The following is a 17,225-nucleotide window of genomic DNA, read 5'->3' as shown; positions in this document are numbered from 1 at the left end:
AACTAGCCGTGATATTCGCCGTTGTACTGGATGAGCGTCAGGTCCTCAACGCCGTCGAGCGCGCGAATCGCATCGGCGTAGGGCATGTCAACGCCGTCCGAGAACACCTCGACGGCCATCTCCACCTTGTCACCGCGCATGGTCTTGGACTTCAACGTGAACTTGGTGCGACCAAAGGCGCGCACGATATCGTCGCCCGTGGTCTGGCCCGTATAATGGATCACCATCATGTACACGCGCGCCTTGTCCTGGTGCGAAGCGAACCCCGCGATCATCACCACAATTACCACGGCAGTAAGCCCCACGAGCGCATACATGCCGGCGCCCGCCGTAATGCCCGTGGTAATGGCCCAAAACAGATACAGCAGGTCGAGCGGGTCCTTAACCGCCGTACGATAGCGGACGATGGACAAAGCACCGACCATACCGAGCGAGATGACCACGTTGGTCGAGATCGCAAGCGTGACCATGCAGGTAAGCACGCACATGCCCACGAGTGTCACGGCAAAACTGCGCGAATACACCACGCCGGTAAAAAAGCGCTTGTACACGTAATAGATCAGGATGCCCATGGCGAGCGCCACGAGCAGCGATAGACCGATCTTGGCAGGGTCGACCTGGCCAAACGCCTCCAAGACGGAGTTCTTAAAAAAGTCCCTGGTGCTCATGGTCTAAATATCCCCTCGGTTCTCAAAATCCGATTGCCAGTAATTAAATCCGCGCAGGTAGGCAGTCTTTTCGTAACACAGGCAGTACTTGGAGACCGCCGTGAGCTCGGCCGCGCCCGGCGGCACCATATCGCGCACCAGCTGCGGGCAAAACTCGGTAAACTTGACCTCCATCACCAGCTTGCCGGGCTCCAGGACCGGCAGCGCGGGCAAGGTCGCGTCAAAGATATCGAAGCTTCCCACCGCGGCACGCACGTTCATGTCAAACGTAATGCGCACGGTGCCCTCGTCCATCACCCACGGCTCGCGCTCGTAGTCCACGATGGTCCGCGGGCGCATCATGTTGCAGATGCACTCGATGTAGAACTCGCGGCAGAGCGGATGGGCGCTCCGCAGCAAAAAGTCGTAGTCGCCGGCCAGAATCTGCTCAAACTCGCCACGCGTGAGCGGAGCATCTTCCTTGTAAATCCAGCTACCGTACTTCTTTTTGCGCTCGAGCTTAATCACCTTGTCGCTGCCGTTATAGATGCGCACGCGATACTTTTTGCGCATGAGAATACCGGCGTCTTTTTCCTCGTAGGCCGAGTTGCAGTAGTCTTCAAAGTACAGGCTGCGAATGGTGTAGCCACCCGCCCGCGCATGCTTGTCCAGCTTAAACACCGGCGCCATGCGGCAGGCAAGCGCGGCGTGCTCACCCTCGTTAATGAGATATTTGAGCTCGTGGCGATAACGCTCCTGCGTGGTGCGTGCGGGAGGTGCCACCAGGCGCTCAAGCAGCGCGCTAGCCCTCCTCATACGTATCCTCCACGACCTTACCGTCGTCTTGCACGTAAAAACACTTCATGCCGTAGTGCTTGCCGTCGTCGGTTACATAGTAGTCAAACGCATCTTGCGTATAGCCGTCGGAGTTGGTGGCACGCACGCGCACAAAATACTGGCCGGTATCGGGCGCATCGCAGGTCACCTCGGGAAGCAGCACGTCCTCGGCCTTAAAAAGCACGTCGCTTATGGCATAGTCGCGCGCCAGCTCCACGGTATAGCGAATGTCACGCGCCTTAAAGTCGTAGGACGCATCCCAGTTAATGCGCAGCTTACCGTTATCAATCTGCGGCACGCCAATGTAGAACGGCATGGGCTTTTTATAGCTCTCGCGAAAGCTCTTATAGTTCTCCTCGATCTCGGAGGGAATCGCCGCGGCAATCTGCTCGTATTCGTCCTTGGTGACAGGCAGATTGTCGATATCGGGCGAAGCAAAGACCAGCGATTCGGTAACCTCGCGATAATGTTTGATCATCTTGCTCAGGCGCGCCTCGGTCATATACGAGCGCAGGTCCTTTACGGCGCGGTCGAGTTCGCTGCGGAACGATTTGCTACGCAGTGCACGATTGAATAGCACGTTGCCCCAGTAGTTGCTTACGCCGCGCTCCCAGCTCGCATAGTCCGAAAACCCGATAAGAGAAAGCTCCATCTTACGCAGCATGCCATCGTTGTCCCAATCGAGGATGTACCACGTATTGGAGTTGAGCGGGCTGTACAGATAGCAGTTACGGTTCTGAGTATCGCAGTTGCCCGTCAGGATCTGAAACGCCAGCCAATAGACCAGATTCTCGGTATCAAAGTAGGTGTCGAGCACCTCATCGATCTTTTGCGATTCGTCGTTGAGCGCATCGAGCATCTCGATGAGCTTGGTGTGGTCCGTATCGCCCTTGATCTCGAGCATGCCCTCAAAGCTTGCCTGGTTGTAGTCGGGATCGTCAGCAAGCTTAATGGTGTCCTCGTAGCGATGGAAATCAAAGCTGTTCACCTTGTACAGGTGCCCACTCTTATCCATGCCATGTGCCTTAAGCGCCGTCTTGTTGAGCTGCTCCACCTGCGTAAACAGGCCGTAGTCCTCAAAGGTATCGTTGGACTTTTCGGTCTGGTCGCACACCCACAGATGCACAAACTGCGTGCTCAGGCCCATCATCTGGGGAATCCCGCGGATAAGGTCGTAGGCCATCTTGTTGCGAAAACGCATACCCTCGCCCATGTGCTTGTTGAGCGCAATCGCGCGCTGTTGGCGCCAGGTACCCTTGCCCTTTTTGAGCTCCACCTTGTAATTCTTTTGCGAGTTCATGCTCGATGTCTGACCGCGCACCTGCACGGTAGCATTGGGCGCTTCCTCGCCATAGCCAACCTCGCCGGCCACCGGGCCGTCTTCGTCGCCCGCCTGCAGCAGGCCCATAACCTGATAGCGCGTCACGCCCATGTCGGCATAGTCATACACCGAGTACGTATTGATCTCGGCCCAGCTGTGGTCGGTGTTCTCGGAGCTGTTGCCGCGCGAGACCGTCAGGTACATGGTCACAATGCCCGAGTCGTCGTAGACCTCGTACAGCTCGTCTTTATCGCGTAGGTGCTTGGTACCGTCCGAGGACTCGGCCTTTTTAATCTTGTCCTGCTTTTTGACCTTTTTGGTCGAGGAGTCTTCCTGCACCGAGCAGCCCGAAAGCAACAGCGCACCGGCAGCCGCCTCAAACAGGCGACGGCGAGACATCATCCTATCGGCCATCAGAACCTCCCCAATGGTTGCGATACACACGGACCACCGTGCGCTCAAACGCGCCGTGCGGCTCACCCTTATGGCGGCACTCCTCATAGCGCTGCTCGGCACGGTCGAGCAAGCGGCCCAACTCCGTAAAGCGACCCGTTTTGTCGGTCGCCACCATGGGCTGCTGACTCAGGATACGATACGGTAAGTTGGCAGTATAGGTATCGAGCCGCAGCAGGGCCACGATAAAAAACACGCCCGCACCCAACAAAAAGCCAAAGCCGTAAAACTGCTGCGGCAAAAGCAACGACACGGCGGTCGCCAGCCCGGCCACACCGGCAAACAGGCCCGAGGCCAGAACGGCTCCCTTGTAGTCGGTAAAGTACAGCAAGATAAGCAGGATCGTGTTGCCCACGGCATACAGGCCATAGCCTACGCATAACGTGCGAAAATACCCGTGCATAAGGTTGTTAAAGCCCAGCGGCAGGGCCGAGAGTACCGTGGTCTCGAGCGAAATGACAGCCGCAGTCACAAACAGCTGCTTGAGCGCGCAAAAGCGTAGTTCGCTATTAAGCGTAGAGAGCATCTCCTCCTCGGCCACCACGATGTCGCCCACCACGCCGCCGTCGTTAAACAGGCTGTAGTAGTCGCGGTAGCGCGGATAGAAGTTGACTTCGACCGACACCACAAAGTTGACGGTCGTGACCAGAATGGTCAAAAACGAAAGCAACGCCGGCACATCATGATAGGGCGCGCCGTAAAACAGGCCTTTGACCTGCACGCCAATGGGCCCTGCCCAAATAATCACCAGGTGCGCAAAGAGCCCCAGGTTGGTAAACAGGCCCGTGAGCGCCAGCGGCATAAATTGGTCGAGCCAGCGCAAAAAGAGCCAGGGGCTGCGATCGCTATAAGGAAAATACCGGTACAGCAGCACCACGTCCCAGGCGAGCATGACGCCGTAGCCCAGGGCGATTGACGCCAGCAGGCCCTCGACCGGCGGCAGCCCCAGCGCCAGCGCGGTCAGGGCGCACAGGCACGCCACGCCAATGGCCGCAGCAAAGCTGCACAGAATGCCGCGGTAATCCTTGATGGCCGTGAGATAGCTCATGCCGTTCCAGTTGACGATCATAATGTTGAACAGCCATAGGCACAGCAGCCCCTGCAGCAGCGTGGCGCCCGAGAACAGCAAAAAGATGCCGCAGAGCACCGTGCCCGCAACGAGCATGATGGCGTTGGAACCCCAAAACGAGGGCAGGACCTCTTCTTCGCGCTCGGCAAACAGCATGTCCGCCAAAAAGCGCGTGACCGGCATGGAGAAAAAGCTTGTGAGCGTAAGTGAGGCCAGCAGCGTATAGGTCACCATGCACACCAGCAGATCCTGGTTGGCGCGGCCCACACCCCACAGACCACACAGCACCAAGACACCAACCTGGAGCAGCACGCCCAGCAGCATGGGGCCCGTGCACACAATGCCAGCGTAGCCATAGGCGCGCATCGTGGCAAACAGACCCTTGCGCCTAAACAGGCGCTTGAGCTCAAAACCGATTCCGGCCACCGGCTACTCCCCCTCTCTGGGCAGGTCAAACGCACGCGCCGTCTCGTTGTACAGCGCGCGATAGTTGGCGAGCATCTGCTCGTGCAAAAAGTACGTGGCAACGCGACGCTGGCCGCGCTCCCCCATCTCAATGCGACGGGCCCGGCTCACGCACATGCGCTCCATGGCATCGGCCAAGCCCTTGCGATACATAGGCGGCGTCACAAATCCGGCCACGCCAAAGTCGTCGCCCGGGGCGCCTTCGAGCAGCTCGCGACAGCAGCCCACCTCGGTCGTCACGCAGGGACGGCGCGCTGCAAGCGACTCCAGCACGCTGAGCGGCTGGCCCTCGGAGATGCTCGTCAAAATGGTAAAGTCGAGCTTTTCCATGTACTCGACCACGTTGACGCGGCCGGTAAAGATCAGGTCGCGCACGCCCAGGGTATCGACCAGCGCGTGGCACTCAGCGCCGTACTCCTCGTCGTCCACGCCGCCCATAATGTGCAGGCGCACCTTGGGCAGGCGCTCGTGCAGCTCAAAGAACGCATAGATCATGGTCTTGACGTCCTTGATGGGCGCCAGGCGCACCACCGCGCCAATGTCCACCCAGCCGTCATCGGGCTTTAAGGGAATGTCCTTAAAGCGGTCGAACTGGATGCCGTTGGGGATGACCAGGCATTTACCCGCATCGCAGCCCATATCGATCTGCGTCTTGCGGGCGTTATGGAACAAACTCGTCACGCGGAAGGCGCGGCGGTAGATCTCCTCCGAAAGCAGGTAGAAAAAGCGAATCCAGCGATCCTTAAACGACGGCACCACCCAGTCAGCGCGAATGATCTCTTCCTCGCGCTCGCGGGTATAGATGCCATGCTCGGTCAGCAGCACCGGCGCATGGTGAACGCTTGAGCCCAGGCAGGCGAGCAGGCCACCGTAGCCGGTCGAGATGGCATGGTACACATCGGCCGCCGGCACCTCGCTGCCCAACAGGTAGAGCACGGGAAGCAACATGGAGCGCATGGTGTGGAATGCATCGGCAAAGGGCGTGTAGGGGTACTCGGCCAGGCACACGTCGCGGAAGATGTCCATAAACGTTCGGCTCTGCAAAAACGAGAGCGGATGCACGCGACGGCGCTGAAAGATATCGAACAGCACGTCCCAGTCCGGATTGGAGAGCGACACCAGGCGGCGTAGCGCCTCGCGCTCGCGGTCGTCAAAACTGGCTTCGTGCTGCTCGCCCGAAAGCCGCAGGGCATCGTCCAGGAACACCTCGTGCACCTCGACCACGTTGCCGGGCAGCTCGTAGACAAACTTGCCGCGGTCCTCGGCGTGCGCGCCAATCACCCACAGCACAAACTCATGCTCGGGCATGGCCGTAATGTAGCCGTGCATCCAGGTGGACACGCCGCCGTGCACATAGGGGTAGCAACCCTCGAGTACCAAGCAGATCCTCATTTGTCGCCACCCTCCTTGCGCGCAATAGTCACCGTCTTGTCCGTGGCTTTAACCAGATACAGGTCGCCCGTCAGATGCGTCATCTCGCCACCCGTAACCGCACCCGGCTCGCCGTTGTTGGCGCGGAACATGAGCCACGCCTCGTCGTGGAAATTGCCCAGGCTGAGCGTCCAGGCATCCGCACTTGTATCCACGCTCACCGTCACGGACGAAAAGCGCTGGATAGCACCGGAGCATTCCGAGCCGGTCTGGCGACGCAGGTCTGGCGCAGACTTGGTAAGCCACTCCAGGTAGTCGGTCAGACCGCCTTTGTAGACCTCCCAGCCCTCCTTGGCGCCGCGATCGGGATCCAGCAGATCGTCCGGGTGCATAAAGTGCGTACTCACGTAGTGCATGTTGAGCTCGGACACGGCTGCCAGGCGCATATAGGAATCGTCGATCATGCCGCCCGAGACAATACGCGGCTGCTCCACAATGCCATCGCTCGCCACGCCAAACTCCTGCACGTACGGCAGGTCGGTGCCGTCCTCAAAATACGTACTGGCGATGGTCTTAATGCGCGGAACGTCGGCGCCGATAAGCTTGCGCGCGCGGGCCGAAAGGATATTCGACGGCGGCACGTAGACCGAACCGTGCGCGTTGGGCAGCACCTCGTCCTGGAAGGCGATAAGTTCGTTGAGCGATGCGACGAGCGTCTCCTTGTTCTTCCAGATCTTGTAGTCGTACAGCGTGCCGTAGTCGGTATCCCAGAGCGCCAGAGGCTGATGATTGTAGCCGTGAAAGCCCAGCTCTCCGCCCATCTGCAGCAGCATGCCGCCAAAGTAGCGGAACTGTGTGGTATCGGCCTGGCGCGCGGGCTCGGTCTGGTTGACCGCATCCTCGTAGTTTTCGATCATCACGCCGGTATAGCGAATGCCGTATTTTTGCGCGAGCTTTTGCAGATCGGGCCACCAGACCTTGGCATAAAAGTCGGCGATGGAAAGCCCGTAGTCGCGTTTGATGTAGGTGCCGTCGCCCGAGGGCACGGGGCTGGGAAAGTCGTCCAGATAGAAGACGGCGCTGTTGATGACCGGATAGGCCGTGGCATCGCCCAGCAGGCTGATCGCCGCGGCGTAAAAGCCACGCATGACCTTGTCGTAGATGCCGATATTGCACACCACGGTGCGCCCGCTGCTGCAATCGTTCGACCAAATGAGCGGAGTGCCTGCATCGCCAGTCGACGCCCACACGTGCGCCGTCTCGCGCAGCGAAACAGAAAGCGACGAATTGAAGGGGTCCGAGAGGTCGTAGCGCTCTCCCCCGCCCAGCATAAAGTCCTTACTCGGCACAATGCTCTCGGCCGTCACGTAATCATATCCGGCCGACTCAATACCAAGCTTGGGAGCAATCACCTGCAGGTAGCCCGAGTTATCCGGCGTCATGGCGAGCATCAGCGAACCGCCGGCGCTCACCCAGCTCATGATGTCGGTCAGATGCGTACCGAGTCCATCGAGCGACGGCATAAGCAAAATCACGCGATCGTAGGAGGTCAGCGAGGGTATGGCATCCGCGCCGTCCAGGGCAAGGTCCACGTCGCGGTGCGCGATCTTCATGTCGAGCAGGATCTGGTCGAACTGTTCTTTTACGTCCTCGACGCCATCCTGATTAGTATCGGTAATGACCAGGCACGTGGGCTTTTGGCCAAACATCGCCGACCCAGCCGGTACCGCATCGTTGGAGGCAAGCATCCCCAGCTTATGCTGGCTGGCGCCGTACTGCACACCGGCGCGCTCGATCAACAGCACGGCCGCCATGGCAATAAAAACAGCCCACACCACAAGCAGGCCCATCCAGCGAAAATGGCCCGCACGGTCGCGGATATGCTGTATCACGCTCATCGGGCCTCCTCTCCGTTGCGCCAAAACGCCAGTTCCTCGCGGTTGGCGGCGCTCAAGTATACATGCTGTTTGTCAATCGCATCGATCACGCGGTGGACCTCGTCACCGTCGCGGCGCATCACCGCAAGGCGCAGGCAAAGCATCCAAACCTCCTGCTCCTCGGGCACGTCGAGCACCAGCTGGTCGGTCACGGCCTGCGCCTCGTCGATCTGTCCGACATCGGCCAGGGCCGTGGCGTATCGAATGCGCAGCTCAAAGGAGTCCTCGCGCTCGCAGCGACGCGCAAGCAGGCGCGCATACTGCTGGCGCTGAATCTGAGCCACGCGGCCCTCAGCCAAACCCGAGTCCAAGTATTCACCAAGAAAATCGCAGTATGCGTTGAGGTTTTGCTCGCTCGGGTCGGTCTTAAAGGCTCGCTCCAGCTGTTGCAGCTTAAGATCGGACTCCTTGGAGATCTGCGCCACCGCCGTCGCGGCATAGTGCGCCACCTCGACGTCGTCGTTAAGCTTGGCCGCCTGCAGCTGCGCCAAATACGCATCGGGCTCCTCGGTGAGCATGGAGAGCATTAAACGGCGCCGGTCTGCCGGGTCGTTGACAATCAGCGCCTCTTCGAGCGGAACCACGCCCGCATCGGCATCGCGGTCGTGCACCAAGATGTTGCGATGCAGCTCGTCGTTAATGCGCAGCGATTCCAACGTGGCGTCCTTAAGATCCGCGCCAAACACGGCGCTGCGCGCGATAAGCAGCACTACCAGCAGCGGGCCCCACAACGGCACGAGCACTATTACAGCCAGCATGTGCCCGCGAACCGGCAGCAGGCCCAACTTCATAAGCGTCCACAGCACCAGGCAAACCAGCGCATGCATCAGCAACAAGACGGCAGCTACGACAAGCGAGATCACGCGGCATCCCCCTCACCGTCGCCGACGCTACCAATGCGCTGCAGCAGCGCCACGATACCCTCGCCATCGACGGGTTCCACCGCGATCTGCTTCGCACTCAGGCGCTCGCGGATAATGGGCAAATCGCATGCTTTTGCCTGGCGCATGAGCAGGTAGAGCGTGTCGCCGTCGACCAAGCCCGCGGCATCGCTCTCGCGGATCGCAGAGCCAATCGCGCCCACCAGCTCGCCGATGGGCTCCATGCCCGGCACCACGCGCAGGAGCACAAAGCTCCCCATCTTGTTGTCTGCCAGTGCCTGCTCGGCAGCAAGCTCTTGACCAAAGGCCGCCTGCTTGAGCACGCATGTACCGGCAACGCAGCGCCTATCCCGCGCAACGGCCTCATAATCAAAGGCACGTCCCAGCGCGCTTTCGACCAGGCCACACAGGATACGGAACAGGTTTTGGTAATAGAGCGTCATTTGGCTCTCGGCTGCGCGACGCACAAAGATCAACACGGCGGGCGCACCGTCGCGCTCGATGGCGTATCCAAACATGGGAAGGCCCGGCGTAAGCCCACGATTCACCCACAGGCCCGATGAGCCCCCGTCGCCCAAGATGGGTTTGAGCTGCTCAAGCGTAAGCGAGCGCGCGGCATCGTCGGCAATCGCGGGACTCGCCGCCACCAGACGTGCAAACGCCCCGCCCGAAACATGGTAGATTGCCACCGAATCGTTTTCGAGGATCTCGCCCAAAAGCTCGCAGCACTTGCGGTAAATATCGCGCGGGTTGAGCACGTCGAGCTCCTGCGTCACGGCAAAGATCTTGCCAAAGCTGTCGTGGCGTCCCACGATCTGGCGCTTGTAGGCGCGCTTGTCCTCGATGGCATCGTGATACAGCTGCGTCAGGAACGTATTGCGATTGCGCACAAGCTCGTTTTGATCGCGCTCAACGCGAATGGCCTCGCTGTTGCGCAGCTGAACATAGCCGCACACGGCGCCAACCACAAAGTACGCGATAAACGGCAGCCAGTTGGACGGCTCGTAAAACAGCCCCTCAAAGGTGTAGCCATAGAGCACAAAGAAGTCTATCGCCAAGCCAACGGAAGCCAGCAAGGCAGCAACCAGGCCAAAGTCTAGGCCATACAGCGTGCCGATCAACACCACATAAAGCAGACGATAGTCGAGAACGTTGAGCTGGGAGGACTGAGCAAACAAGCGGGTCAGGCACTCAAAGAGCGCAAAGGCAAGCACCGTCTCCAGACATTTGACGGGCAACGTATGCACCTGGATGCGGTCGATGGCCGCGCGCAGCGGATTGACCTTCTTTGTTTGGTTGCCGGCCCAACGCGCCTGAATAGTCGAAAGATCGCGCAGCAGGTCATAGCGCTGAAACCAGCCATAGCGCACGCGAACGACATCGCTGGCGGGCAGGGCATAGCCGGCAGAATCGCCATAGGCCACGGCAAGACCGGGGAACAAGCCCTTGAGCGCCTCGCCCACCTCGCGCGCCGTGTGATGGAAGCTATCGGCAACGTCGAGCGTCTCAAAGGAGGCGTCCCAGCTGTCAAAGATGCGGCGCACTAACACCGCGAGCTCCTCGGCACACAACAGGGGAAACGCCGAGTCCTCCGCGCCCTGCAGCGCGACCGATCCGGTTGAGCACGCATCGAACAGCGGCACCAAAAACGGATCCTCCAGTGCGGCGGAGGCGGTATACAGGAACGGCGCACGCAGAATCTTTGCCTGAACGCCCCCGCGTTTAGCGTAGTAGCGGCACAGGTCGTTGCCCGCGCGGGCGATAATCCCCTTGCCCGTTTGCCCCGCGACATCGGGGGCGCCCTCGGCGCCCGCGGGCCCCGCTACATACAGCAGCTGGACCCGACGACCCATGCACGCACGAAAGACCGAGCGCAGCAGCTCGATATCGCCCACGGTATCGGTATGAGGGGTAAGGTAATAAGACAGATAGACCACGCGATCGAACTCATAGGCCTGATCCAGGTGTTGGAGCATCTCTTTCCACGAAGCACAGGGCAACGACTCGTCGCGGCTCGCTTCCTGCGCGGCTACAACCTTAACGTGGTCCCCAGGGAACGCCTTGGCACAAAAGTCATCGTTAACATATGCAGTGTTGCCAACAACCAGCACCTCCATGGCGCACCCCTCCCCTAATTATTGCTACGGCCTAGTCAAACACGCGTATTGTACGCTGTCAACGCGAGCCGGAGCGCCTTTAAGGCTGTATTAAGAACTTTTTTAGAGGATGTGGGGACTTCGAGAGTGCAAAATGAGCGACCAATTCGGAAGTGGGGTGAAAAACCGAGACCTGCTGACCAGGCCCCGGTTTTGAGCTCCGGCGACCTGCGGTTTTGTTGCCTGAAATCGGGCTATGCTCGGCGAGTTTCGATTTTTCTCCGCACTTCTCCTACGCACCGGATTTGCAATCGCGCATCACAATCCGCCAATCGCCCTAACCGGAAAGCCAATCCACAGACTCGACTAGCCAGCCAGATACGGCCCGATTACATCGAAAATTTCGCCCACCTTAGTTGCAGGGTTTTGCGCAGATGGCTTAACGTTACCCAGCCCCCTATGGTATGTGACGAGGCGCCCAACACGCTGCAATGCCTCGCCTCGTTTGCCGTCCACCACCTCGAACAGCCCGTCCAAGTTCTTGCGGTACTCGATGCCCAGGTCTCTCGACATCTCCTGCGCGAGGGCATGCTGGCAGTCGGACGCGGACATATGCGCGGTCGTGTAGCGAAAGTGCAGAAGAGGCCACAGCTCGAAGCAGGGGTTCGACCACAACGCATGGAAGGTCCTCGAACCATCGGAGAGCTCGTCGCATTTGCGCTCCATCGCGTCAAAGTCGGACGCAGGAAAGTCATCCTTGTCATACACGAGCCACACATGGTCGAATGTCTCGGGCGCATAGCGGCAGTGTTCGACGGCAAAGTCAAGTAGGTCAAGTGTATGTTTGCCGGTCCCCTTAACGACAATGGCAACCTTACGCTCGTTCGCCGCACCCAACGCCGCACGCACACCCTCAAAGTAGCGAGGCTCGGTCTCCTTGCCCTCGCTCACTACAAGATGACGCGTCATCTGAACCATGCGCGAGCGGCCCTCTCGTTTGCCGCTACGCCAGCCCTTCGACTTCTTCGCCACCATGCTAATCCCACTCCTCGATGCGGGTGAGATACGGATCGGCGCCGTAGCGACCGGACAGGTATTGCTTGTCGAAAGCCGCGTTCTTGCTTACCAGATTACCGTTTGCCTCGTGGATGTCGGCGAGAGACCACAGTTGGCTCGCCTCCCCCTCGCCGCGCGCAGCGAACCATATCTCGTCACGGCGGAACACATCGTTTCGCATGGTTGAAACATCCTGGGACGAGAAGATGAGCTGCGCGCCACTCTTGTTGACCCCAGGATCCTTAAACAGCAGAATCACATAGCGAAGAAGCTTCGGGTGCAGTTTGGCGTCGAGCTCGTCTACCACAACGGTGCCACCACGCTCAAGCGCTGTCATCAGATACGCAGCCAACCCCATGAGCTTCTGGGTTCCGGCAGATTCCTCGGATAAACGCAGCTCGTACGCCTTGCCGCTCACCTTGTGCCTCACGAAGACGCGCTGGCCGCGCCACTCCGGCGCCCTCTCCACTCTGAAGCCATCAATACGCACATCAACGGCGCGCAAAAAACGCGTGACGTCGGGTGAGTCATCCTCGTCGAGCAATTGTTCGAGCATCTGCTCCAGATAGGAGCTGTTATAGTTCAGGAACACCCCGTCAAGAAACCAGCTGGCAGCTTCCTTGACCACCGGCGCGTCAAAGTTGATGCAGAGAAACGACAGGTACGGCAGTCTCGGGTTGAATCTCGCAGCCGTCACGAGCTTACGCAGCGTGGGGCCGAGTTCAACCTCTGCGCCCTCACGCTCGAACAGCATCGCCGTGCGTGACGCTCCCAATTTTCGCCGCCACAGGCCTTCGGACACGATCTCGTCCGCATGCACGGACAGGGCATAGCGGTACTCGTGCTCACCCGCGCGATAGTAGAGCTCGAACTCGGTGGGCTCGGCAGCAGACACGTCATCGAACTCAAACGCAGAGCAACGGGGTATCGAAGGACGGTTACCCTCTGGCGCATCAGTGCTGGCAGACAGCAATCTGATCGGCCTTGCCACCGCCGAACGAATATAGTCAAGAGCCTCGAGCAGGTTGGACTTGCCGCCAGCGTTAGGCCCATAAACCGCAGCCACCGGAAGGAAACTCTGCCCGTCAGGACACTCTATAAGGGAGCGCTCGAACTCCCTCATAGATGTTGCCTGCATGGAAAGCTCAGTTTCGTCGCGATAGGATCTATAGTTCCTGAAGGTAAACTGGCAAAGCATCGTCCTCAAAATTCCTTTCATTGTTTTGAAAAGATATTTCAGATTTTTTATTTGATTATAGACCTTAAATAGCATCAATCAAGTGTTTGCTGCATCTGGAGCAAAGGGTACGAGGCCCAAAACTCGGAAGTATGCGGCAAATCCCTGGCGTGCCGAGCGCTCCGGAATGCCACAATGTTTCTACCTGCGGATCCTTTATTCGGAAAAGCCGTTGTGCTCGGAGGTTCCAGAATTTGCCGCATGCTTCCGGCAGGCGTTTGCGGCTGCGGACACGCTAATCCATGCCCGCAGCCGCAATTGCGTCAAGCCCCTATCCTCTCGGCGGGAAGGGATCGTGCCCATGGGAATCCTTTGCGCGGATTCTGCCATCGGGACGATGGGTGATTAGCTCAGAGTGCTGATTAGAACTAATTTGACGACCACGCTTTATAGCTTCGCCCTGGGTCGTCGTAACAATTCATTTCTAGCTACAAGATACGGTGGCTAGAATCGATCACCCACCAGCGACAAAAGGGTGCCGGAGCCCATATCGGCTCCGGCGCCATACACAATATCGCAATCAACAGGTCTCGCGTGACACGAACAATAGACATAAAATAGAGGGCTTCTATCTAAGAACCAATCCGAAGTCTGCCGCCTTTTCGGCAAAACGATCATTATAGACATCACTCATTATCCTATTGATTTCATGGTTCGAATAGTTAATAGCATAGACGCGCGGGTCTCTCTCGTACTTTGACGCATCGGGGCCGGCACTTTCTTCGCGTTTAATCGTCGTTGTTAGGATAATCTGATTGTCAAGTTTACCCAGGAGATCCAAAAGCCGGTCTTCGCGGTCGGAAGAAAGATCGTCGGCCCTGAACGAATCAATCATTATTGGCATGCCGTGATCGATCTTGGAAGCAATCGCAAAGGTCCTAGCGGCAAAATAGATGGTGCCGTCGCTCCCCGAATAAACGTTTGCTTTGGTGCTGAACAAACTTTCGTAAGAAGATTCCTCAGTATTATCCGAGATTGCCCTTCTTGCCAGATTCATCTTTCCAAGAAGGTCGTCCATAAACTCTTTTCTCAGTTTTGCGATTTCACTTGTCAGAACTCTGTCTGATTCGAGCTTATCCTTAACGTCATCCAGTTCCCTTTGAGCCTCCTGCATTTTTTGATCTATTTCCTGTTCATTTAGATATTCATCTTTGCATGCAACAACATCCATCAGGCTAAATTCATCATTTTTGGAAAGAAGACCGCTCAAGCGATTCTGCGACTTCCGCAGATTGCGTTCCAGGGCATCGAGGTCTGCCTCGATTGCATAGATGCGCTCCTTAAGTGTATTGATAATTTGAGTTCTCATGTCAGGAGATGTGACATCGAAAATAACATCCGAGTCGGCCATCTGATATCCGACTGAGACGCTGCCGCATTTTAGGCACACGAGCTTACCCGATTTTACTTCGCGTCTCAATGAATTAAGCTCGTCGAGAACTATTTGATTCTTGGTCAAACGAGCCAGATAACGACTGCGCGTCTTCCTTAAATCGGTAACCTCGGCACGTGCGGAATCAAGTTCTTTTAGGAACTCTTGCATGTCACGCGCGTCAGTTGTTGCGCTAATTGCGGACAGCGCCGTACCTCGCGCGTTTAACGCAGATGCTTCTTTGGCCAACGATTTAATTAGCCCCTTCAGTTCATCTCTTCGGCGTTTGAGCGCAATCTCCTCGGCCGAATCAAGTTCCCTCCCGTCAAACCCCGCAATGGCATAAAGCATCTCAGTGAAATCATCCTTATTAAACTGACCAGCAGTTATCTTTGCGGATGAAATATCATCTTGTCCGATAAACGCCATCTGCGTATAGAGCTGAAGGCCAACTGACGTCAATCGCCCGTTTTTAACGATGCTCGGCAAACGTCTGAAATTCTCACTCCAGTATCGAGAGTAATCCGCCTCGCTATCGAAAAGGCTCAGACTATCAGATGTCTTAACAGCAAAAGTATTTCGGCTTCGCAGAACAGACACCTCATTGCCGTCGATATCAAGGTCAACGATATAAATGTACTCCTTATAAGGGAAGCGCTCAGGAAACGTCGGTATTGCACCGAGAGCATACATCGCACCCTGCATCAAGACTGTTTTCCCACGGTTATTATCGAGACTATAGATGACGTTGGTGCCATCAGTTAACCTATCCTCAATATAGGACTCTGCGCCATTTCCGATATAGACAGCCTTAATCTTTATCAATTTTCAGCCCCTCCTTAACAATCGATATAAAGTACTGATGCGACAGAGCATCCATTTGCCTACAGCTATCCAAAGTAGATAAGGGGATTTCCCTATAAATTTCTTCGACACCTTTGTCCGGATCATTTTTTATTGCTGTCACAATGTCGTTCAGAAGTTTCCAAAAGGCAGACGCCTCAGGTGTAGTGAACATTTGCTTGGCGAGATCGTTTTGACAACCTTCCAGCATTTCTTCTGCATAATCCTCTTCGAAGCCGTTGTAAATTGATTCAAAGGGTTTAGGCACGCCTGCCTTTAATGGGTTTCTGTTAAGTACTCGCGAGATGACAAGTAGCTCAATATCAGATCTCCTAAGAATGCGACCGGAGTTGTAGGCCTCAGACGGACTCTTAAGCTCAAGTCCCTCGACCTTTGAAGAGGTTTTTATGCCGAGTTGCTTTTTTCTAATTTCAGCGAATATTGCCCGCAAATCTCTGTCTGTCGTGCCCAGAGCATTATTTGTCTTGATGAGAGGACGAATATAATCTTCCTTATCAGGTTTTGCAACAACAAATAGGACCTGATCAAGGAAGGCATCTATGGCTTCATCGTCCAAGAAGTCATTATCAATGTATGTCTTATCTCTGCACATCTGCACGAAACTTGAACGGAGCTTTATCTGAGCAGCTTCCGTCATATCGCGGTACCTGAACTCAGTGAGCAACTGGTCCCCAAGGACTGGCCTAGTCACGCTACGCACAAAAAGAATTTGAGCAACAAAGAACCTCTTGAATTCGCTGATGTAATTCTTATATAAGGTAACCAACTCTTGGCCTAAAGCCGATGGGCCAGAATCGGTGCCCTTAGACTGTATATCATAAAGCCTAAGGGCGTTCCGATCCATCCCTGTAACATCGTTGAAGAAGTCGATGGCAAACCCAATGATGTTTCCATTGCCTCCATCCTCACAGAGCAGATGGAGGAGCGCCTTAGTCTCCATCTCGCTAGCCGAGGAAGATGTCTTTTCCGATGAACGGATTATGTATCCCATGCTCACCTTCTAACAATTAGCCAGCCCGCCGTAATGGCTTCACCCATAGTGTACGCCCTAGACCGCCAGCAAGCCCCCACTTGGATGCTTTCGGAAGCAGCAACATGCAGCACTTCAGCTCGCCCTTCTTTTCGGCCCCGATTGATAGTTCCGCGCTTGCGATTGATGTTCACGACCTCACCGTAGGCGAAAACCCTACGAATAAGGTGCCGTCAAGATTCTTTCGAAAACTAACTTTTACGGCCTCGACCCCGTCATATGCATCGCCCTGTCCATTCCGTGCAAAACAGTGGTTACATTGGGTTTTAACGTAATAGTTGCGCAGTTAATGATGTTGCAGCAGGCAAGTTTTCCGACGATCGGCTCAGACATCTGGTCTCCGTGGAAGAGGGGTTGCGTTTATTTGATTATGAGACCGTGAGCGAACAGATTGCCTAACAATTCGACAAGTCACGACGTTTGATAGATGAGCGGGATCGCACAACGCGTGCTGAGTCGGCATGCGCGAGAGCGACATACGACAGCACCGTGAGGCCGGCAACTAGCAACAAATGGACACCGAAGCCAAGTCTGCCCCGGTGTCCAAGCGCAATATCGACGCAGCAGAATCGCGGCATTCGGCAGTGCT

Annotated in this window: 13 protein-coding genes; all 13 read right to left on the bottom strand. The window is 56.7% G+C overall.

Going from position 1 to position 17,225, the window contains the following annotated elements; all coding sequences use genetic code 11:
* Window positions 1–2 precede the first annotated feature (2 nt).
* The 13 genes from DW003_RS04465 to DW003_RS04405 all read right to left on the bottom strand — a co-directional run bounded on the left by DW003_RS04465 (window position 3) and on the right by DW003_RS04405 (window position 16,597).
* Entirely contained in the window at window positions 3–668 is a 666-nt protein-coding gene (locus DW003_RS04465; RefSeq protein WP_118387780.1) for a DUF4956 domain-containing protein, read from the bottom strand.
* Window positions 669–671: 3 nt separating this feature from the next.
* Window positions 672–1,463, bottom strand: a complete 792-nt coding sequence (locus DW003_RS04460; RefSeq protein WP_118387778.1) for a polyphosphate polymerase domain-containing protein — start codon at window positions 1,461–1,463, stop codon at window positions 672–674.
* Window positions 1,450–3,219 carry a CotH kinase family protein gene (locus tag DW003_RS04455; RefSeq protein WP_118387776.1) on the bottom strand — a complete coding sequence of 590 codons (1,770 nt, stop codon included), beginning with the start codon at window positions 3,217–3,219 and terminating at the stop codon, window positions 1,450–1,452. Before DW003_RS04455 ends, DW003_RS04460 begins: the two co-directional genes overlap by 14 nt.
* A complete protein-coding gene (gene pelG, locus DW003_RS04450; protein WP_118387774.1) occupies window positions 3,209–4,753 on the bottom strand; it encodes an exopolysaccharide Pel transporter PelG in 1,545 nt (514 codons plus the stop codon). Before pelG ends, DW003_RS04455 begins: the two co-directional genes overlap by 11 nt.
* Window positions 4,754–4,756: 3 nt before the next feature.
* Window positions 4,757–6,184, bottom strand: coding sequence for a GT4 family glycosyltransferase PelF (gene pelF, locus DW003_RS04445; protein WP_118387772.1), 1,428 nt, complete (start codon window positions 6,182–6,184; stop codon window positions 4,757–4,759).
* Entirely contained in the window at window positions 6,181–8,061 is a 1,881-nt protein-coding gene (locus DW003_RS04440; protein ID WP_118387770.1) for a DUF2194 domain-containing protein, read from the bottom strand. Before DW003_RS04440 ends, pelF begins: the two co-directional genes overlap by 4 nt.
* On the bottom strand, window positions 8,058–8,963 hold the full coding sequence (locus DW003_RS04435; protein WP_118387768.1) for a tetratricopeptide repeat protein: 906 nt from the start codon (window positions 8,961–8,963) through the stop codon (window positions 8,058–8,060). The genes DW003_RS04440 and DW003_RS04435 overlap by 4 nt, the downstream gene beginning before the upstream one ends.
* Window positions 8,960–11,098, bottom strand: coding sequence for a DUF4118 domain-containing protein (locus DW003_RS04430; protein WP_118387766.1), 2,139 nt, complete (start codon window positions 11,096–11,098; stop codon window positions 8,960–8,962). The genes DW003_RS04435 and DW003_RS04430 overlap by 4 nt, the downstream gene beginning before the upstream one ends.
* A gap of 345 nt (window positions 11,099–11,443) precedes the next feature.
* On the bottom strand, window positions 11,444–12,112 hold the full coding sequence (locus DW003_RS04425; RefSeq protein WP_117818377.1) for an RloB family protein: 669 nt from the start codon (window positions 12,110–12,112) through the stop codon (window positions 11,444–11,446).
* A gap of 1 nt (window position 12,113) precedes the next feature.
* A complete protein-coding gene (locus tag DW003_RS04420) occupies window positions 12,114–13,199 on the bottom strand; it encodes an ATP/GTP-binding protein (protein WP_158573184.1) in 1,086 nt (361 codons plus the stop codon).
* 442 nt (window positions 13,200–13,641) lie between these two features.
* The gene (locus DW003_RS10145; protein WP_118387850.1) at window positions 13,642–13,788 is read right to left on the bottom strand and encodes a DUF2188 domain-containing protein; all 147 of its coding nucleotides are present in this window, start codon (window positions 13,786–13,788) and stop codon (window positions 13,642–13,644) included.
* Window positions 13,789–13,938: 150 nt separating this feature from the next.
* Complete coding sequence (locus DW003_RS04410; protein WP_118387762.1) at window positions 13,939–15,567, bottom strand: hypothetical protein; 1,629 nt, start codon at window positions 15,565–15,567, stop codon at window positions 13,939–13,941.
* A complete protein-coding gene (locus DW003_RS04405; protein WP_118387760.1) occupies window positions 15,554–16,597 on the bottom strand; it encodes a hypothetical protein in 1,044 nt (347 codons plus the stop codon). Before DW003_RS04405 ends, DW003_RS04410 begins: the two co-directional genes overlap by 14 nt.
* Between the last annotated feature and the right edge of the window lie 628 nt (window positions 16,598–17,225).

Origin of the sequence: Collinsella sp. AF36-3AT, from assembly GCF_003475205.1 — a bacterium.
Lineage (GTDB): Bacteria > Actinomycetota > Coriobacteriia > Coriobacteriales > Coriobacteriaceae > Collinsella > Collinsella aerofaciens_AF.
The sequence above is the reverse complement of the archived record's forward strand: the minus strand, read 5'-3'. Positions and strand labels throughout refer to the sequence as shown.

Coding starts and splice junctions, on each gene's coding strand:
- DW003_RS04465 (WP_118387780.1), bottom strand. CDS start 668: ATGAGCACCAGGGACTTTTTTAAGAACTCCGTCTTGGAGGCGTTTGGC.
- DW003_RS04460 (WP_118387778.1), bottom strand. CDS start 1,463: ATGAGGAGGGCTAGCGCGCTGCTTGAGCGCCTGGTGGCACCTCCCGCA.
- DW003_RS04455 (WP_118387776.1), bottom strand. CDS start 3,219: ATGGCCGATAGGATGATGTCTCGCCGTCGCCTGTTTGAGGCGGCTGCC.
- pelF (WP_118387772.1), bottom strand. CDS start 6,184: ATGAGGATCTGCTTGGTACTCGAGGGTTGCTACCCCTATGTGCACGGC.
- DW003_RS04440 (WP_118387770.1), bottom strand. CDS start 8,061: ATGAGCGTGATACAGCATATCCGCGACCGTGCGGGCCATTTTCGCTGG.
- DW003_RS04430 (WP_118387766.1), bottom strand. CDS start 11,098: ATGGAGGTGCTGGTTGTTGGCAACACTGCATATGTTAACGATGACTTT.
- DW003_RS04425 (WP_117818377.1), bottom strand. CDS start 12,112: ATGGTGGCGAAGAAGTCGAAGGGCTGGCGTAGCGGCAAACGAGAGGGC.
- DW003_RS04405 (WP_118387760.1), bottom strand. CDS start 16,597: ATGGGATACATAATCCGTTCATCGGAAAAGACATCTTCCTCGGCTAGC.